This is a genomic window from Glycomyces harbinensis, from assembly GCF_900101745.1.
Lineage (GTDB): Bacteria > Actinomycetota > Actinomycetes > Mycobacteriales > Micromonosporaceae > Glycomyces > Glycomyces harbinensis.
In genome coordinates, this window is record NZ_FNAD01000019.1 from 121541 (window position 1) to 136842 (window position 15302).

General features: G+C 72.2%; 13 protein-coding genes. 6 read left to right on the forward strand and 7 right to left on the reverse strand.

All coding sequences use genetic code 11. From position 1 onward, the window contains the following. Window positions 1–193: 193 nt before the first annotated feature. Together BLQ63_RS24130 and BLQ63_RS24135 are read left to right on the forward strand one after the other, a co-directional pair. Window positions 194–808: a TetR/AcrR family transcriptional regulator gene (locus tag BLQ63_RS24130; protein ID WP_091040091.1), complete on the forward strand. Its 615-nt coding sequence runs from the start codon at window positions 194–196 to the stop codon at window positions 806–808. Further along, window positions 805–1722, forward strand: a complete 918-nt coding sequence (locus BLQ63_RS24135; RefSeq protein WP_091040092.1) for an SDR family oxidoreductase — start codon at window positions 805–807, stop codon at window positions 1720–1722. The genes BLQ63_RS24130 and BLQ63_RS24135 overlap by 4 nt, the downstream gene beginning before the upstream one ends. Window positions 1723–1753: 31 nt before the next feature. Here BLQ63_RS24135 and BLQ63_RS24140 read toward each other — a convergent pair whose 3' ends face one another. Further along, entirely contained in the window at window positions 1754–5020 is a 3267-nt protein-coding gene (locus BLQ63_RS24140; RefSeq protein ID WP_091040093.1) for an AfsR/SARP family transcriptional regulator, read from the reverse strand. Window positions 5021–5367: 347 nt separating this feature from the next. Here BLQ63_RS24140 and BLQ63_RS24145 point away from each other — a divergent pair, with 347 nt between their 5' ends. From BLQ63_RS24145 to BLQ63_RS24160, 4 genes are all read left to right on the forward strand, one after another. Beyond that, window positions 5368–6030 carry a nucleoside/nucleotide kinase family protein gene (locus BLQ63_RS24145; protein ID WP_218125473.1) on the forward strand — a complete coding sequence of 221 codons (663 nt, stop codon included), beginning with the start codon at window positions 5368–5370 and terminating at the stop codon, window positions 6028–6030. 173 nt (window positions 6031–6203) lie between these two features. Beyond that, the gene (locus tag BLQ63_RS24150) at window positions 6204–7244 is read left to right on the forward strand and encodes an NAD(P)-dependent alcohol dehydrogenase (protein WP_091040094.1); all 1041 of its coding nucleotides are present in this window, start codon (window positions 6204–6206) and stop codon (window positions 7242–7244) included. Window positions 7245–7372: 128 nt separating this feature from the next. Then, complete coding sequence (locus BLQ63_RS24155) at window positions 7373–7741, forward strand: PadR family transcriptional regulator (RefSeq protein WP_091040095.1); 369 nt, start codon at window positions 7373–7375, stop codon at window positions 7739–7741. Window position 7742: 1 nt separating this feature from the next. Continuing rightward, window positions 7743–9104, forward strand: a complete 1362-nt coding sequence (locus tag BLQ63_RS24160; RefSeq protein ID WP_091040096.1) for a permease prefix domain 1-containing protein — start codon at window positions 7743–7745, stop codon at window positions 9102–9104. A 62-nt stretch (window positions 9105–9166) separates the two neighbouring features. Here the strand turns inward: BLQ63_RS24160 and BLQ63_RS24165 are convergent, their stop codons facing one another. The 6 genes from BLQ63_RS24165 to BLQ63_RS24190 all read right to left on the reverse strand — a co-directional run. Continuing rightward, window positions 9167–10174: a sugar phosphate isomerase/epimerase family protein gene (locus BLQ63_RS24165; protein WP_091040097.1), complete on the reverse strand. Its 1008-nt coding sequence runs from the start codon at window positions 10172–10174 to the stop codon at window positions 9167–9169. Continuing rightward, a complete protein-coding gene (locus tag BLQ63_RS24170) occupies window positions 10167–11009 on the reverse strand; it encodes a TIM barrel protein (RefSeq protein ID WP_091040112.1) in 843 nt (280 codons plus the stop codon). Before BLQ63_RS24170 ends, BLQ63_RS24165 begins: the two co-directional genes overlap by 8 nt. Beyond that, on the reverse strand, window positions 11009–12211 hold the full coding sequence (locus tag BLQ63_RS24175; RefSeq protein ID WP_091040098.1) for a substrate-binding domain-containing protein: 1203 nt from the start codon (window positions 12209–12211) through the stop codon (window positions 11009–11011). Before BLQ63_RS24175 ends, BLQ63_RS24170 begins: the two co-directional genes overlap by 1 nt. A 17-nt stretch (window positions 12212–12228) precedes the next feature. Further along, window positions 12229–13236: an ABC transporter permease gene (locus tag BLQ63_RS24180; RefSeq protein ID WP_091040099.1), complete on the reverse strand. Its 1008-nt coding sequence runs from the start codon at window positions 13234–13236 to the stop codon at window positions 12229–12231. Further along, a complete protein-coding gene (locus BLQ63_RS24185) occupies window positions 13233–14246 on the reverse strand; it encodes an ABC transporter permease (RefSeq protein WP_091040100.1) in 1014 nt (337 codons plus the stop codon). Before BLQ63_RS24185 ends, BLQ63_RS24180 begins: the two co-directional genes overlap by 4 nt. Next, a partial coding sequence (locus BLQ63_RS24190; RefSeq protein ID WP_091040101.1) for a sugar ABC transporter ATP-binding protein occupies window positions 14243–15302 on the reverse strand: 1060 nt, incomplete at its 5' end. The genes BLQ63_RS24185 and BLQ63_RS24190, both read right to left, overlap by 4 nt.

Here is a 15302-nt window from a genome sequence, read left to right on the forward strand (position 1 = left end):
GCGGACGCCAGACCCGACCGGGCCGTCGCCGGCGGCGGACACCCACCACTGACCTGCATCGGAACACCTCGCCCGCGGCGGACTCGGCCTCGCCGGGTCCGCCGCCGGTGGTTCCCCGGCCGGGCCGCGATCGACGCGGACGTGCGGGTCGTGCTTTAATGAATGAACAGTCATTTATTAATGGGAGGCGACGGTGGCGGGACGACCTCGCGGAGTCGACGACGCGGAGATCCTGCGTCGAACGGCCGAGGTGATCGGACGCGTGGGCCCGGCAGGGCTGACATTGGCGGCGGTGGCCGCCGAAGTGGGGCTCGTGCCGGGCACGCTCGCGCAGCGCTTCGGATCCAAGCACGGCCTCCTGGTCGCACTGGCCGAGAAGTCCGCGCGCGACGCGGACGCGATGTACGAGCGGCAGCGGCAAGGGCACGACTCTCCCCTGGCGGCGCTCATCGCGCTCGTCGCGGACTCCATGGCCCCCATGACCACACCGGAGACCTTCGCCAACCACCTGGCGTTCCTGTGCATGGACCTCACCGACCCGCAGCTCCATGAGCACGCGCTCGCCATCCATCAGTCCCAGGGAGAGGCGATCCGGGCACTGCTGACCGAGGCGGTCGCCGAAGGCGGACTCCGCGCCGGGACCGATCCGACCGCGCTCACCGGGACCGTCCAGGCGATCATCGCCGGCACGGGCCTGACGTGGGCCCTCGACCGGCAGGGCACGCTGCCGCAGCGGCTCCGGCGCGAAATCCTCTCCCTCCTGTCATCCCACGTCCCACCTGGCAACACGACGCTGGAGGCATCATGACCGATCACGAGCAGCCCCTCGCCGGAACGATCGCGCTGGTCGCGGGAGGCACCCGCGGCGGCGGCAGAGGCATCGCCGTCGAACTCGGCGCGGCCGGCGCCACCGTGTACGTCACCGGCCGCAGCAGCGCCGCCGAACGGTCCGAACTGGACCGTCCCGAGACCATCGAGGAGACCGCCGAGCAGATCACCGCGGCCGGAGGCACCGCCATACCGGTACGCACCGACCACAGCCGCCCGCAGGAGGTCCGCGCCCTGGTCGACCGGATCGCGGCGGAGCAGCACGGGCGGCTCGACGTCCTGGTCAACTCCGTATGGGGCGGCGATCCCCTGACCGACTGGGAGCACCCCCTGTGGGAACAGGACCTCGACACCGGGCTGCGGCTGCTGCGGCAGGCCGTCGAGACGCACGTCATCACCAGCCGGTTCGCACTGCCGCTCATGGTCGCCCGCAAGAGCGGCCTGGTAGTCGAGGTCACCGACGGCAACACCGCCCGCTACCGCGGCTCGTTCTTCTACGACCTCGCCAAGTCCGCGGTGATCCGCCTCGCCGTCGCCCAGGCCGCGGAACTGAGGCCGCACGGCGTCGCGGCCGTCGCCATCACGCCAGGCTTCCTGCGTTCGGAGGCCATGCTGGAGGGCTTCGGCGTCAGCGAGGACAACTGGCGCGACGGCGCCGCCAAGGACCCGCACTTCGCCCACTCCGAGACGCCGGCCTACCTGGGCCGGGCGGTGGCCGCCCTGGCCGGCGACCCCGCCGTCATGGAGAAGACGGGGCGCGCCCTGGCCACCTGGGGCCTCTACCGGGAGTACGGGTTCACCGACGCGGACGGCACTCAGCCGGACTGGTCGGCCCATTGGGCCGACGCCCTGGAAGAGGAGTACGGGCCGCTCGGAGAGCCGCTGCGGCCGTAGCGGATCCGGGTCCTCTGCCGAGGCTCGGCGGTCACCGGCGCAGCCGGTCCAAAAGGGCCAGTGCCGCGTCCCGTTCGAGATCGCGGCCGGCCCTGACCGCGGCGTCGTACGCCACGACGCCGAGCCGGTCGCGCAGGCCGCGTTCGAGGACCGCCGCGTCGATGTCGAAGCGGTCGGGGGCGCCCCGCAACTGGTCGGCCGCGCCGAGCAGGCGGGCCGCGGCGGTGTCGTCGCCCTCGAAGGCCGCCAAGGCGGCCGCGGCGACCGCGACCTTGGCGAGCACCGGCATGTCCAGGGCCTCCATCCCCTGCTCCACCGCGAGCGACAGGTCGCGGCGGGCCTCCTCGGCGTTCCCCTGGGCGAGGGCCGTGAGGATGCGGGCGCGCGACATCAGCGCGTTCCACTGAGGAGGGACGATGCCGCCGGAGTCCTCGCGCAGCCAAACGGCCGCGGCGTAGTGGGTCTCGGCGTCTTCGAGCCGTCCTTCGAGCCGGGCGAGGTCGCCGAGTCCCAGATGGGCGAACAGGGCCTGGCGCGCCGAGGACGGGTCGTCGCCGTCCGCCTCGGCCTCCGCGACGATCGCGTCCAGTGCGGTGCGCGCTTCGGCGTTGCGGCCCTGGCGCATCAGGGCGCTGGCGAGGATCGTGCGGGTCTGCACGGCCGTCGCGCCGGGACTGAGCTGGCGCTGCAACGCGATCGAGTCCTCCAGCGCCTCGATGGCCGGTTCGAGGTCGCCGAACATGAGTCCGATCTGGGCGAGCCAGTTCAGCGAGTGGTAGAGGCCGAAGCGGTCGCCGACCTTGCGGAAACCCGAAGCGGCGCGGGCGAGGTCGACGCGCATCGCCGTCATCTCGCCGCGGTCCTCGAGCAGGAGCGCGCGCAGCATCCACATGACCGCCCGCACCCACGGGTCCGGATGCGACATGCGGGCCTCGATGGCCGCCAGGCCGGCGTCGTGGTCGTCGATGAACATGCGGAAGAGCGGTTCGGCGATCACGAGCAGCGGGTGGTCGGGGAAGGGCGCGGCCTCGCGCACGACGAGTTCGAAGTCGGCGAGGACGGCGTCGGCTTGGAAACTGCCGCAGAGCATCCGGTTGACGACCGCCATGCCGTGGACCACGACGCGCTCGTCCTCCGGGGCGGGGCCGGGCACGGCGAGCGCGGTCTCGAGCCAGCCGCTGACCTCGGGCCGGGCGCCGGTGTAGAGCCAGTACAGGCACATCGCGGACGACAGGCGGACCGCGGTGTCGGCGTCGCCCGCGCCGACGGCGAAGTGGAAGCCGGCGAGGAGGTTGCCGCGTTCGGCTTCGAGCCGGTGCATCCAGACGAGCTGGTCGGCGGAGCGCAGGTGCGGCTGGGCGCGCTCGGCGAGGTCGAGGGCGTAGGCGGCCTGGGCCTCGTGGGCCTTGACGAGGCGTCCGGCTTCGGCGAGGCGCTCCTGGCCGAACTCGCGGAGGGTCTCGAGCATGAGGAAGCGGCCGGCGCGGCTCGGTTGCAGGATCGACTTGTCCGCCAAGGCGGTCAGGGTCTCCAGGGACCCGCCGAGCCATTCGGCGGCCTCGATGGAGATGCCGCCGCCGAAGACGGAGGCCGCTTCGGCGAGTTCGCGTTCGGCGGGGTCGAGGAGGTCCCAGCTCCAGGCGACGACCGCGCGGAGGGTCTGGTGGCGCGGGAGAGCGGTGCGGGAGCCGCCCGTGAGGAGGAGGAAGCGGTCGCCGAGGCGTTCGGCGAGCTGCGGGAATTCGAGGGTGCGGAGCTTCGCGGCGGCGAGTTCGATGGCGAGCGGGAGGCCGTCGAGGCGATCGCACAGGTCGGCGACGGCGTCCTTGTCGTCCACGATGGACTCGGGTCGGGCCGCTGCGGCGCGGTCGGTGAAGAGCCGAACGGCCGCTTCGGGATCGAGGGGTCCGATCTGGCAGACGGTCTCGCCGGTGATGGCGAGCGGTTCGCGGCTGGTGGCGAGGATGCGCAGGTTCGGGCAGCGGCCGAGGAGCTGGTCGGCGAGGTCGGCCGCGGCGTCGATGACGTGCTCGCAGTTGTCGAGCACGAGCAGGGCGGGCCGGGCGGCGAGCGTTTCGGTGAGGAGGTCGAGGGTGTCGGCGGGGGCGCGGCGGGCGGATTCGCCGTCGTCGAAGGTGTTGTCGAAGGCGCCGATCGCTTCGGCGGCGGCGCGGGCGACCAGGTCGGGGTCGGCGATCGGGGCGAGTTCGACGATCCAGGTGGTGACGGGGGCGGCGGACGCGACGGTGGTGGCGAGGCGGGTCTTCCCGACGCCGCCGGGGCCGCGGAGGGTGACCAGGCGGGAGGCGTCGAGGGCGGCGGTGATCTGGCCGATCTCGGTCTCGCGGCCGACGAAGCTGGTGAAGGAGGAGCGGAGGTTGCCGCGGTTGCGGGCGGGCGGGGTCGGGGGCGTTTCGGGTTCGAGGAGGAGCAGGTGGACGGCTTGGAGCTCGGCGCCGGGGTCGGCGCCGAGTTCGTCGGCGAGGCGGTGGCGGAGGGTCTCGTAGCGGGAGAGCGCCTCGGCGGACTGGCCGCAGGCGCGGAGGGCGCGAAAGAGCAAGGCGTGCAGGCGCTCGCGGAGCGGGTGGGAGGCGGCGGCCTCGGCGAGGAGGGGCAGGAGGGCATGGATGTCGGAGGGGTCGGGCACGCTTGACGAAGTGCCGGCAACCGGATCGCGAGGGGCGACGGCGGGCGCGTGCTCGGCGGTGGCGCCGCTGAGGTGCGGTGGCGCGCCGGTCGGACCGCTGCGGGAGCCGCCGGTGGCGGCGGGCTCGCCGGACGCGGCGGCGAGTTCGGCCTCGGCGCGGTCTTCGAGCGCGGTGAGGCGTTCCTCCTCGAGGGCGGCGATGGCGCTGCGGGCGTCGGGGGTGTCGGCGAGCGCGGGGCCGCGCCAGAGGTCGAGGGCGTCGGCGAGGAGGCGGCGCGCGGAGGCGCAGTCGCCGGAGCGGAGTGCGAAGCGGCCCTCGGAGGCCAAGCGGCGGAACAGGAGTGCGTCGACGGCGTCGGGTTCGACGTCGAGGCGGTAGCCGCCGGGGATGGACGCGATGGCGTCGGGAGGAAGGAGGCGGCGCAGGCGGGTGACGAGCGAGCGGACGGCGGAGGCGGGGTCGGCGGGGCCGTCCTCGGGCCAGACGGCCGCGGCGAGGGTTTCGGCGGTGACGGGCTGCCCGGCGCTGCGGGCCAGGCGGGTCAGGAGCGCGCGCAGACGCGCGCCCGCGACCTCGACGGGTCCTTCGGCGCTCCCGACCGCGAGCGGTCCGAGGACCCCGACGCGGAGCGAATCGGCAGCAAGAGACATGGGGTCGAATATACGTCGCACCTCTCGGGCGCCATTGGAATCGGGGCGACGGGCGATCGCCCGTCCACAAACCCCCACCCACCACTGGAGGGGAAGAAAGACTGTCGCGCCGCTCGATCCTCCCGCGGGGGTCCGACAGGAATCGGGCCCGATCCGGGCCCGCCGCGGCGATGTCACCCGAAAGTGTCCCCCGCAGCGGCGGCAAAGGCTCGGGCCTCATGCCGCGACCTGTCCCGCGCCCGCCGCCCCACCGCGGCGCGCGCCCCGGTCGGCAACGAGTTCTCAGCACCCCGCCGGTCGGGAGGCTCGGGAGGCGCGGGTGTCCGGGCTTGGGTTAGGTTCGGCGCGTGGATGTTGTAGATGACCCCCTCGTTCTGCTCGACCGCGTCAAGGCGCTCGGCGCCCCCGCTCGGCGCGTGCTCATCGGGATCGCCGGCTGCCCCGGCGCCGGCAAGAGCACCGCCGCCGCCTGGCTCGCCCGCTCCCTCGACCCCGCCGCCCGCCGCGCGGTCCAGGTCCCCATGGACGGCTTCCACCTCGCCAACGCCGAACTCGCCCGCCTCGACCGCCGCACCCGCAAGGGCGCGATCGACACCTTCGACGGCGCCGGATACCGCTCGCTCCTCGAACGCGCCGCCGAGGCCCGCGACGAGACCGTCTACGCCCCCGAGTTCGACCGGCGCGTCGGCGAGCCCGTCGCCGGCTCCATCCCGGTCTTCCCCGAAGCCGAGGTCGTCGTCACCGAGGGCAACTACCTGCTGGACGAGACCGGCCCCTGGCCCGGCGTCCGCGCGGCCCTCACCGAGGTCTGGTACTGCGAGACGCCCGAGCCGCTGCGCCTCCAGCGCCTCATCGCCCGCCACGAGCGCTTCGGCAAGTCGCCCGAGCACGCCCGGTCCTGGGTCATGGAAGTGGACGAGCGCAACGCCGAGCGCATCCGCGCCGCACGCCACCGGGCCGACCTCGTCATCGACTTCGAGGCGCTGGGCATCGGGAAGGCCGGGGCCTGACGGGCGAGGCCGCCGCGACCGGTCCCCACGACCTGAAACCGCGTGGCGCACCGCCGCCCCGCGCACCCCTTCGCAGTGCTCCCGAACCCGCCTCCACCTGCCCCGATCCGGGTTACGGTGACCGGGTCAGGAGGCCCGTCCGGGGCCCGTCGGCCCACCGTTCGGAGGCGTCCATGAAAGCCCTGCAATACCGCGAGATCGGCGCGAGCCCCGAGGTCGTGGAGATCCCGACCCCCGAACCGAAACCCGGCGAAGTCCTCCTCAAGGTCACCGCCGCCGGCGTCTGCCACTCCGACATCGCGGTCATGTCCTGGCCCGCAGAGGGCTTCCCGTACCAGCTCCCGCTCACCCTCGGCCACGAGGGCGCGGGCACCGTGGCGGCGCTCGGCGACGGCGTCTCGGGCCTGGCGATCGGCGAGTCGGTCGCCGTCTACGGCCCGTGGGGCTGCGGGCGCTGCGTCAAGTGCGCCGCGGGCGCGGAGAACTACTGCCAGCGCGCCCGAGAGCTGGACATCAACCCGCCCGGCCTCGGCTCGCCCGGCGCGATCGCCGAGTACATGATCGTGGACGACGCGCGCCATCTCGTGCCGCTCGGCGACCTCGACCCGGTCCAGACGGTGCCGCTCACCGACGCCGGGCTCACCCCGTACCACGCGATCAAGCGGTCGCTCCCGAAGTTGACGCCCGGTTCGACCGCGGTCGTGATCGGCACCGGCGGCCTCGGGCACGTCGCGGTGCAGGTGCTGCGCGCGATGACGGCGGCGCGCGTGGTCGCGCTGGACGTCTCGGAGGACAAGCTGGAGCTGGCGCGCAAGGTGGGCGCGCACGAGGCGTTCCTGTCGAACGCGGAGGCGGCCGGCAAGGTCAAGGAGCTGACGGGCGGGATCGGTGCGCAGGCGGTGTTCGACTTCGTGGGCGTGGCCCCGACGGTGGCGACGGCGGGTGCGGTCGCCTCGGTGGAGGCGGATGTGACGATCGTGGGCATCGGCGGCGGCACGCTGCCGGTCGGCTTCGGGGAGCTGCCGTTCGAGGTGTCGGTGAAGGCCCCTTACTGGGGCACGCGCGACGAGCTCATCGAGGTGTTCGAGCTGGCGCGGGGCGGTGCGATCGACGTCCATGTCGAGACGTTCTCCATGGACGAGGCGCCCCAGGCGTACGAGCGGCTGCACGCCGGGACGATCAACGGCCGCGCGGTGATCCTGCCGAACGGCTGACCTGCGGTGACGCGAGGCCCGGCCGGGTTCCGGCCGGGCCTTTCCGCGTGCGGTTGACGGCCGGTGGGACCTAGAGCTACGATGCATAGAAGTGCAAGGCATAGAGGTACTAGGGTTAGGAGGCCCCCATGCGCATCGCCAAAGACCTCGTCGCCGCCTCGTCCACCCCCCTCGTCCTCGGCATCCTCGCCGAGGAGGAGAGCTACGGGTACGCGATCCTCAAGGAGATCAGCGAGCGGTCCGGAGGCCGTCTGGAGTGGACCGAAGGCCTGCTCTACCCGCTGCTGCACCGCTTGGAGCGCACCGGGTACATCGAGTCGACCTGGCGCACCCCCGAAGGCGGGCGCCGCCGCAAGTACTACGCCATCACCGACGAGGGCCGCCGCGAGCTGGCCGAGCAGCGCCGCCAATGGGCCGCCGTCTCAGAGGCGTTGCAGGACATCTGGAAAGCCACGCGGTCGGCCACGCCGATCGCCGCACCGGTACTGGAGGGGTGAGATGACCGCGGAGACCGAACTCGAAGGCCAGATCGGCGAGTGGCGCGGCTACATGCTGCGCCGCAAGGGCGTCGACCAGACCGATGTGGACGAACTGGAGGACCACCTGCGCGGCCGGATCGCCGACCTCGCCGAGACCGGGCTGCGCGAGGACGAGGCGTTCCTCATCGCCGTCAAGCGCATGGGCAGCGTCGACGAGCTCTCGCGGGAGTTCGCCCGCGAGCACTCCGACCGGCTCTGGAAGCAGCTGGTGCTCACCGGCGACCCCGACGCGCCCGCCGACACCGCCAAGCGCCGCGAACTGCTCATCATGCTCGGCTGCGCCGCCCTGGCCGCCGTCGGCATCAAGCTCCCGCTGATGTTCGGCGCGGGCTTCGACGGGGACGCGTCCTTCTACGCCCGCAACGCCGGGCTCTTCGCCCTCGCCCCGCTCATCCTCTACTTCGGACTGCGACGCGGGGTGTCCCCGCGCACCACCGCGGTCCTGGCGGGCCTGCTCGTCCTCGGCGCCGTCGGCGCCAACGTGTACCGGCTCGACGGCGACTCGCAGTCGATCGTGCTCTCCGCGATCCACCTGCCGCTCGCGCTGTGGCTGGTCGTCGGCCTCGCCTACGCCGGCGGCGAATGGCGGTCAGGGCAGCGGCGCATGGACTTCATCCGCTTCACGGGCGAGTGGTTCATCTACTTCGTCCTCATCGCCATGGGCGGCGGCGTCCTCACCGGGTTCACCGCCGGCGTGTTCACCGCGATCGGCCTCGACCCGGAGACGTTCATCTCCGAATGGCTCATCCCCTGCGGCGCCGTAGCCGCCGTCGTGGTCGCCGCCTGGCTCGTGGAAGCCAAGCAGAGCGTCATCGAGAACATGGCGCCGGTGCTCACCCGGGTCTTCACACCGCTGTTCGCCCTCACGCTCGCGGCCGTCCTCGTCGCGATCGCCGTGACCACCAACGCGATCGACGTCGAGCGCGACATGCTCATCCTGTTCGACCTGCTCCTGGTGGTCGTCCTCGGCCTGGTGCTCTACTCGATCTCGGCCCGCGACCACGCCGCCCGCACCGGGCTGTTCGACTGGATGCAGCTCGCGCTGGTCGTGAGCGCCCTGCTCATCGACATCCTCGTGCTCGTCGCGATCACCGGCCGCATCACCGAATGGGGGTTCACCCCCAACAAGAGCGCCGCGCTCGGGGAGAACCTGATCCTGTTCGTCAACCTCGCCTGGACGGCCTGGCTGTACGTCTCGATCATCAGGGGCCGCAAGCGCTTCAGCGTCCTGGAGCGCTGGCAGACCGACTACCTGCCCGTCTACGCCGCGTGGGCCTGGGCCGTGGTCCTGGTCTTCCCGCCGCTGTTCGCCTTCGCCTGACAGGAAACCGGTCCGGGCCGCGGCGCGTTCAAAACGCGCCGCGGCCCGGGTCCTTGGAGAATTCAGTCCTTTTCGGAGTTGAACGCCGAGTCGAAGGACGCCTCGGGCCGCTCGAAGTTGAGGTTGCGCACGAAGCCCACGGCCTCGGCAGCGCCCCGCAGGCGGTCCATGCCCGCGTCCTCCCACTCCACCGAGATCGGGCCCGCGTAGCCGATCGCGTTGAGCACCCGGAAGCAGTCCTCCCACGGCACGTCGCCGTGGCCGGTGGACACGAAGTCCCACCCGCGCCGCGGGTCGCCCCAGGGCAGGTGCGAGCCGAGGCGGCCGTTGCGGCCGTCGAAGCGCTTGCGGGTGTCCTTGCAGTCCACGTGGTAGATCCGGTCGCGGAAGTCCCACAGGAACGCCGCCGGGTCGATGCCCTGCCACACCATGTGGCTCGGGTCCCAGTTGAGCCCGAACGCGGTCCGGTGCCCGACCGCCTCGAGGGCGCGGTGCGTCGACCAGTAGTCGTAGGCGATCTCCGAGGGGTGCACCTCGTGCGCGAACCGGACGCCGACCTCGTCGAACACGTCCAGGATCGGGTTCCAGCGCTCGGCGAAGTCGTCGTAGCCCGCCTCGACCACCGACTCGGCGACCGGCGGGAACATCGCGACGTACTTCCAGATCGCGGAGCCGGTGAAGCCGATGACGGTGCCGACGCCGAGCTTCGCGGCGGCGCGCGCGGTCGTCTTGATCTCCTCCGCGGCCCGCTGCCTGACCCCTTCGGGGTCGCCGTCGCCCCACACGTGGGAGGGCACGATGCCCTTGTGGCGCTGGTCGATCGGGTCGTCGCAGACCGCCTGCCCCACCAGGTGGTTCGAGATCGCCCACAGGCCCAGGCCGTGCGATTCGAGGATCGCCTTGCGGTCGGCGACGTAGTCGTCGTCCTCCGCGGCGCGGCGCACGTCCAGGTGGTCGCCCCAGCAGGCGACCTCCAGGCCGTCGTAGCCCCAGCTGGAGGCGAGGCGGCACACCTCCTCGAACGGCAGGTCGGCCCACTGGCCGGTGAACAGCGTGACGGGTCTAGTCATCGTTGAGGCTCCTCAAGAAGTGCAGGCCTTCGGTGGCGATGTCGTCTTGTGTCGGCGCGAGCGGGCGCCAGATCGACGCCGCCGTGGCGATGGTCGCATTGTGCGCGGTGAACGACTCGATGGCAAGAGGCCCGGCGTATCCGGCATCGTCGAGCGCGCGCACGATCGCGGGCCAGTCGAGGTGGTCGCGGCCCGGCGCGCCCCGGTCGTTCGCGCTGACCTGGACGTGGCCGATGCGCCCGGCGGCCCGCCCGATCGCCGCCGCGATGTCGGTCTCCTCGATGTTCATGTGGTAGACGTCCAGGGCCAGCACCGCGCCGTCCAGTCCGTCGAGCGCTTCGAGGGCCTGGTCGACGGTGTTGATCAGGCTCGTCTCGTAGCGGTTGAGCGGCTCGACGGCGACGGTGACGCCCCGAGCGGCCGCGTACTCGCACACGGGCGCGAGGTTCTCGCGCAGCTCGCGGTAGGCCGCCGCCCGGTCCTCGACGCGCCAGGTGCGCCCGACCGAGGCGTAGGCGGGCCCGGCGATGACCGCCGAGCCCACCGCGGCCGCGGCGTCCACGACGCAGCGGAGGTATTCCTGCGTCGTGGCGACCGTTTCGGCGGGGGCCGCGACCAGTTCACGGCCGGGCCCCATCACGAGCACCACGGTGGCGGCGAGCCCGAGTTCTTGCAGCAGTGCGGCGGCGCGGTCGGCGTCCCAGTCTCCGGGGGACTCCACGGGCAGCTCGATCGCGTCGAACCCCCAGTCGCGCACGCGGACCGCGAGCCGGGCCAGGGCCTCGTCGTCGAGCGGCGAGGCCCAGACCCAGGTGTTGACCCCTACGGGACGGATCAACGGTCCCGCCAGGCGTCGGGGAATCCCGGCAGGTCCTCGCCGCCGAACTTGGCGTAGTGCAGCGAGGGCATGTCGGCGTTGCGCTCCAGGTAGTCGGCGAGTTCGGCATCGGTGATCGGGTCCTGCGGGAGGACCCATTCGGCCGGGACCTGCTCGCCGGCGAGGATCATCGTGGCGGCGATGATCGGCGTGCGCCACTGGAAGTTCGAGTAGACCGGCGCCAGGGCGGTCATGCCGGTCTCCTCCCACTTGCGCATGAACGACAGCTCGTCCTCGCCGGTCATGACCGGGAGCGGCTGGCCTGCGTCCTCGAACGCCTCGATCGCGGCCACGGCGCCGTCGCCGGCGTCCATCCAGATGCCGTCGACCTCACCGCGCTCCAGGTACTGCGAGACGATGTTCTTGATCTCGGCGGCGTCGCCGCCGGTGAACTCGTTGCCGAGGATCTCCAGTTCGGAGCCGTCGAAGATCTGCTTCGCGGCGGCCCAGCGGTTCTCGAGGACGTCGACGCCCGGCAGGATGCGCAGGGCGAGGACCGTGGAGCCCGGCTCCAGGTTGTCCACGAGGAACTCGGCGGCGTCGGCGCCGAAGGCGTAGCCGCCGATCGGGTGGATGAACGTGACGGCGCAGTCGGTGTTGACGCCGCGGTCGAAGATGATCACCGGGACGCCCGAGGCGCAGGCGGCTTCGACTGCGGGCGTGAGCGTCGCGGTCGTGGACGGGGAGATGATGATCGAGTCGCAGTCGCCGGCGTCGATGAACGCCTGGATGTCGGAGATCTGCTGGTCGTCGTCGTCACCGGCGTCCGAGACCCGGAACTCGCCGATCGCGCCCGACTCCTGGAGCACGGCCACCTGCTGCTGCATGGTGATCCAGCCGGTGACGCGCCACGGGTTCGAGACCGAGGCGTTCGAGAAGCACAGGGTGGCGTCGCCGCCCTCGCGGGCGAACTCGGCCGTGTCGATCCACTCGGGTTCGATCGCCTGGAGCCAGGGGGTGTTCGGGTCGCCTTCGGGTTCGATGTCGCGCTGGGCGAGCTGCTCGTCGTAGTCGGCCTGGACGAACCACTCGTCGCCCGACTCGGCGCCGGTCGTGGCCTCGTCGTCGGGACTCTCTGCGGGGGTGTCGGTCGTGCAGCCGGTCGCCAGCAGCAGCCCGAGGGCGGCGACCGACGCGGCGGCGAGACGCTGTGTCTTCATGGTGCGGGTCCTTCTTTTCATGAGGGAGTTGCGGTTGCCGTGGCTGTCGGAGTGGCGGGGGCAGGGCGGGTGCGCTGCCTGGCGGCGTAGGCGACGGCGGCGATGATGATCGCCCCCTGCACGGTCGGCCGGAGCGTCGCGGGCAGCGCCATCTGGTTGAAGAGGGTGAACAGGGCCTCGATGGTGAGCGCGCCGGCCATGGCCGCGAGCACCGAGCCGCGGCCGCCGCCGAGCACGACGCCGCCGAGGACGACCGCCGTGATGACGGTGAACTCGAGGCCGTCGCCGACCTGGGCGCTGACGCCGGCGTAGCCGCCGATGAGGATGCCGGCCACCGTCGCCGACAGTCCTGAGAGGACGAAGGCGGTGGTGCGGGCGGCGTCGACGCGGGCGCCCGAGAGGGACGCGGCGCGCTCGTTGTCGCCCGAGGCCATGAGGATGCGGCCGAAGCGGGTGCGCATGAGCACGACCGCCCCGGCGCCGAGGCCGATCATGATGAGCAGCGCCCACGGGATCTGGCCCAGGACCGGCACGTCCTCGATGCCGAAGCGCCCGGCGGTGCGGAAGGCCTCGGAGAGGCTGCCGGTGGGGGCGCCGCCGGTCCAGAGCCTGATGGCGCCGTACAGGACCAGGAGCATCCCGAGCGTGGTGATGAACGACTGGACCTTGAGGACGGTGGTGATGAGCCCGTTCACCAGGCCCACGGCGATGCCGAAGGCGATCATCACGAGGATCACCGGCAGGGTGCGGGACTCCTCGCCGTCGATGAGGCGGGCGGCGATCACCACCTGCGCGCCGACGAGCGCGCCGACCGAGAGGTCGAAGTTGCCCGAGACGATCACGAAGTACTGGCCCGCGGCGAGGATCACCAGGGGCGCGGCCTGCTTGAGGAACGCCATCAGCGAGGGGCCCTCGAAGAACCCCGGGTTCATGACGAACACGCCGGCGAGGATGAGCACGAGCAGGATGAAGACGGTGCCGGTCGGGTTGGTGGCCTTGGCGAACAGGTCGCGGAAGCGGGTCATCGCAGCCTCCCTTCGAGGGCGAACCGGGGCCGGCGGGCGGTGCGGTCGAGTTGGCGGCGGGCGTAGATCGCGACGGCGGTGATGATGACCGCGCCGCGCAGGACGTCCTTGGCGAACGGGTCGATCTGCATGACGTTGAAGACGGTGTCGAGCACGGCCAGGATGGCCACGCCCGCGACGGTGCCGGCGACGCCGCCGCGACCGCCCAGGAGCAGCGTGCCGCCGAGGACCACCGCGGCGATCGCGTCGAGCTCGTACAGGTTCGTGTAGGCCTCGGCCGAGCCGGTGCCGAAGCGGGCGGCCAGGAGCAGGCCCGCGACGCCGGCGCACATGGCGCACAGGACGTGCGCGGCCACGAGCACCCGCTTGGTGCGGATGCCGGACATGCGGGCCACGTCGATCTCCCCGCCCACGGCGTACATGTGGTGGCCGGTGCGCGTGGAGCGCAGGAACCAGATCGCGGCGGCGGCCACGGCGAGCATGACCAGTGTGGACACCGGGATGAATGCGACGCGGGTGTACCCGAACTGCTGGAAGACCGCGGGCACGTCCCCGGCCGGGCCCTTGTACTGGGTGTCGAGGTAGCCCTTGAGGATCAGGCCGGTGCCGAGCGTCGCGATGAACGGGTTGACGCCCAGGAGCGTGACGAACGCGCCGTTGGCCGCACCGATGAGCCCCGAGACGAGCAGCACCAGGGCGATCGCGGTCGGGATGTTCGCGACCTGGCCGTCCATGGTGGTCGCCGCGACGAGGCTGGAGAGCGCCGCGACGTAGCCGACCGACAGGTCCAGGGACCGGCACAGGATCACCAGGGTCATGCCGATGGCGAGGAACCCGGTGAGGCTGGTGCGGGTGAGCATGTCGACGAGGTTCGCGGTGGCGAACAGGTTCCCGCCGTCGATCGCGACCGCGACCGCGCCGAGGACGAGGACCCCGGCGAGGGCGATGTAGATCAGCGCGGTGGTCGAGAGGGTTCTCTTGGGGGCGCTTCGGGTCGAGAGGAGGGTCATTCGGTCCCCGCTTCCTCTGACCGGCGCCCGGTCGCGTAGGCCATGACGTCCTGTTCCGTTGCGCCGCCGGGCAACTCGCCCGCGATCTTGCCGTCGTGCAGCACCACTATCCGGTCGGCGAGGCCGATGACCTCGATGAGCTCGGAGGCGATGAGGAGTACGGCGAGGCCCTCGGCGGCGAGGGAGCGGATCACCGAGTACAGCTTGTGCTTGGCGCCCACGTCGATGCCGCGCGTGGGCTCGTCGAGGACGATGACGCCCGGCTCGGCCGCGAGCCACTTGGCGACGACGACCTTCTGCTGGTTGCCGCCCGAGAGGAACCGGACCTCCTGGTCCTCGCCGCGCGAGACCAGGTCGAGGCTGGAGAGCAGGCCCGGGACGCGGCCCAGGCGGCGCCGGGAGTGGACGCGCGCGTTCGCGTCCAGGACCATGCGGGCGTTCGACCGCACCGACTGGCGCAGCGCCAGGCCCTGGGCCTTGCGGTCCTCGGTCACGAGCGCGATCCCCGCGCCGATGGCCTTGCGGGGCTTGGTGATGCGCATCGGCTTGCCGTCGATGCTCACCGTCCCGCGGGTGAAGGGCGCGATGCCGAAGACCGCCTCGGCGATCTCGGTGCGGCCCGAGCCCTGGAGCCCGGCCAGGCCCACGATCTCGCCGGCGCGCACCTGCAGGTCGATGCCGTCGATCCAGGCGTTCCCGCCGCCGCTGATCTCCAGTCGGACGTCACCCGTGGTGGTGCCTTCCAGGCGTTCGGGGAAGACGGCCTCGATGCGGCGCCCGACCATGGCGGTCACCAGGTCGTCGGGGGTGATGTCGGCGGTGTCGGCGCACTGCACGAGGCGGCCGTCCTTGAGGACGGTGATCCGGTCGCACAGGTCGAAGATCTCCTTGAGCCGGTGGGAGACGTAGAGGACGGCGACGCCCCGCTCGCGCAGGCGCTGCACGAGCCGGTAGAGCAGTTCGACCTCGGCGTCGGCGAGCGCGGCGGTCGGCTCGTCCATGCAGATGAGGTCCGCGCCCTGCGACACGGCCTTGGCGATCTCGGTGATCTGCTGG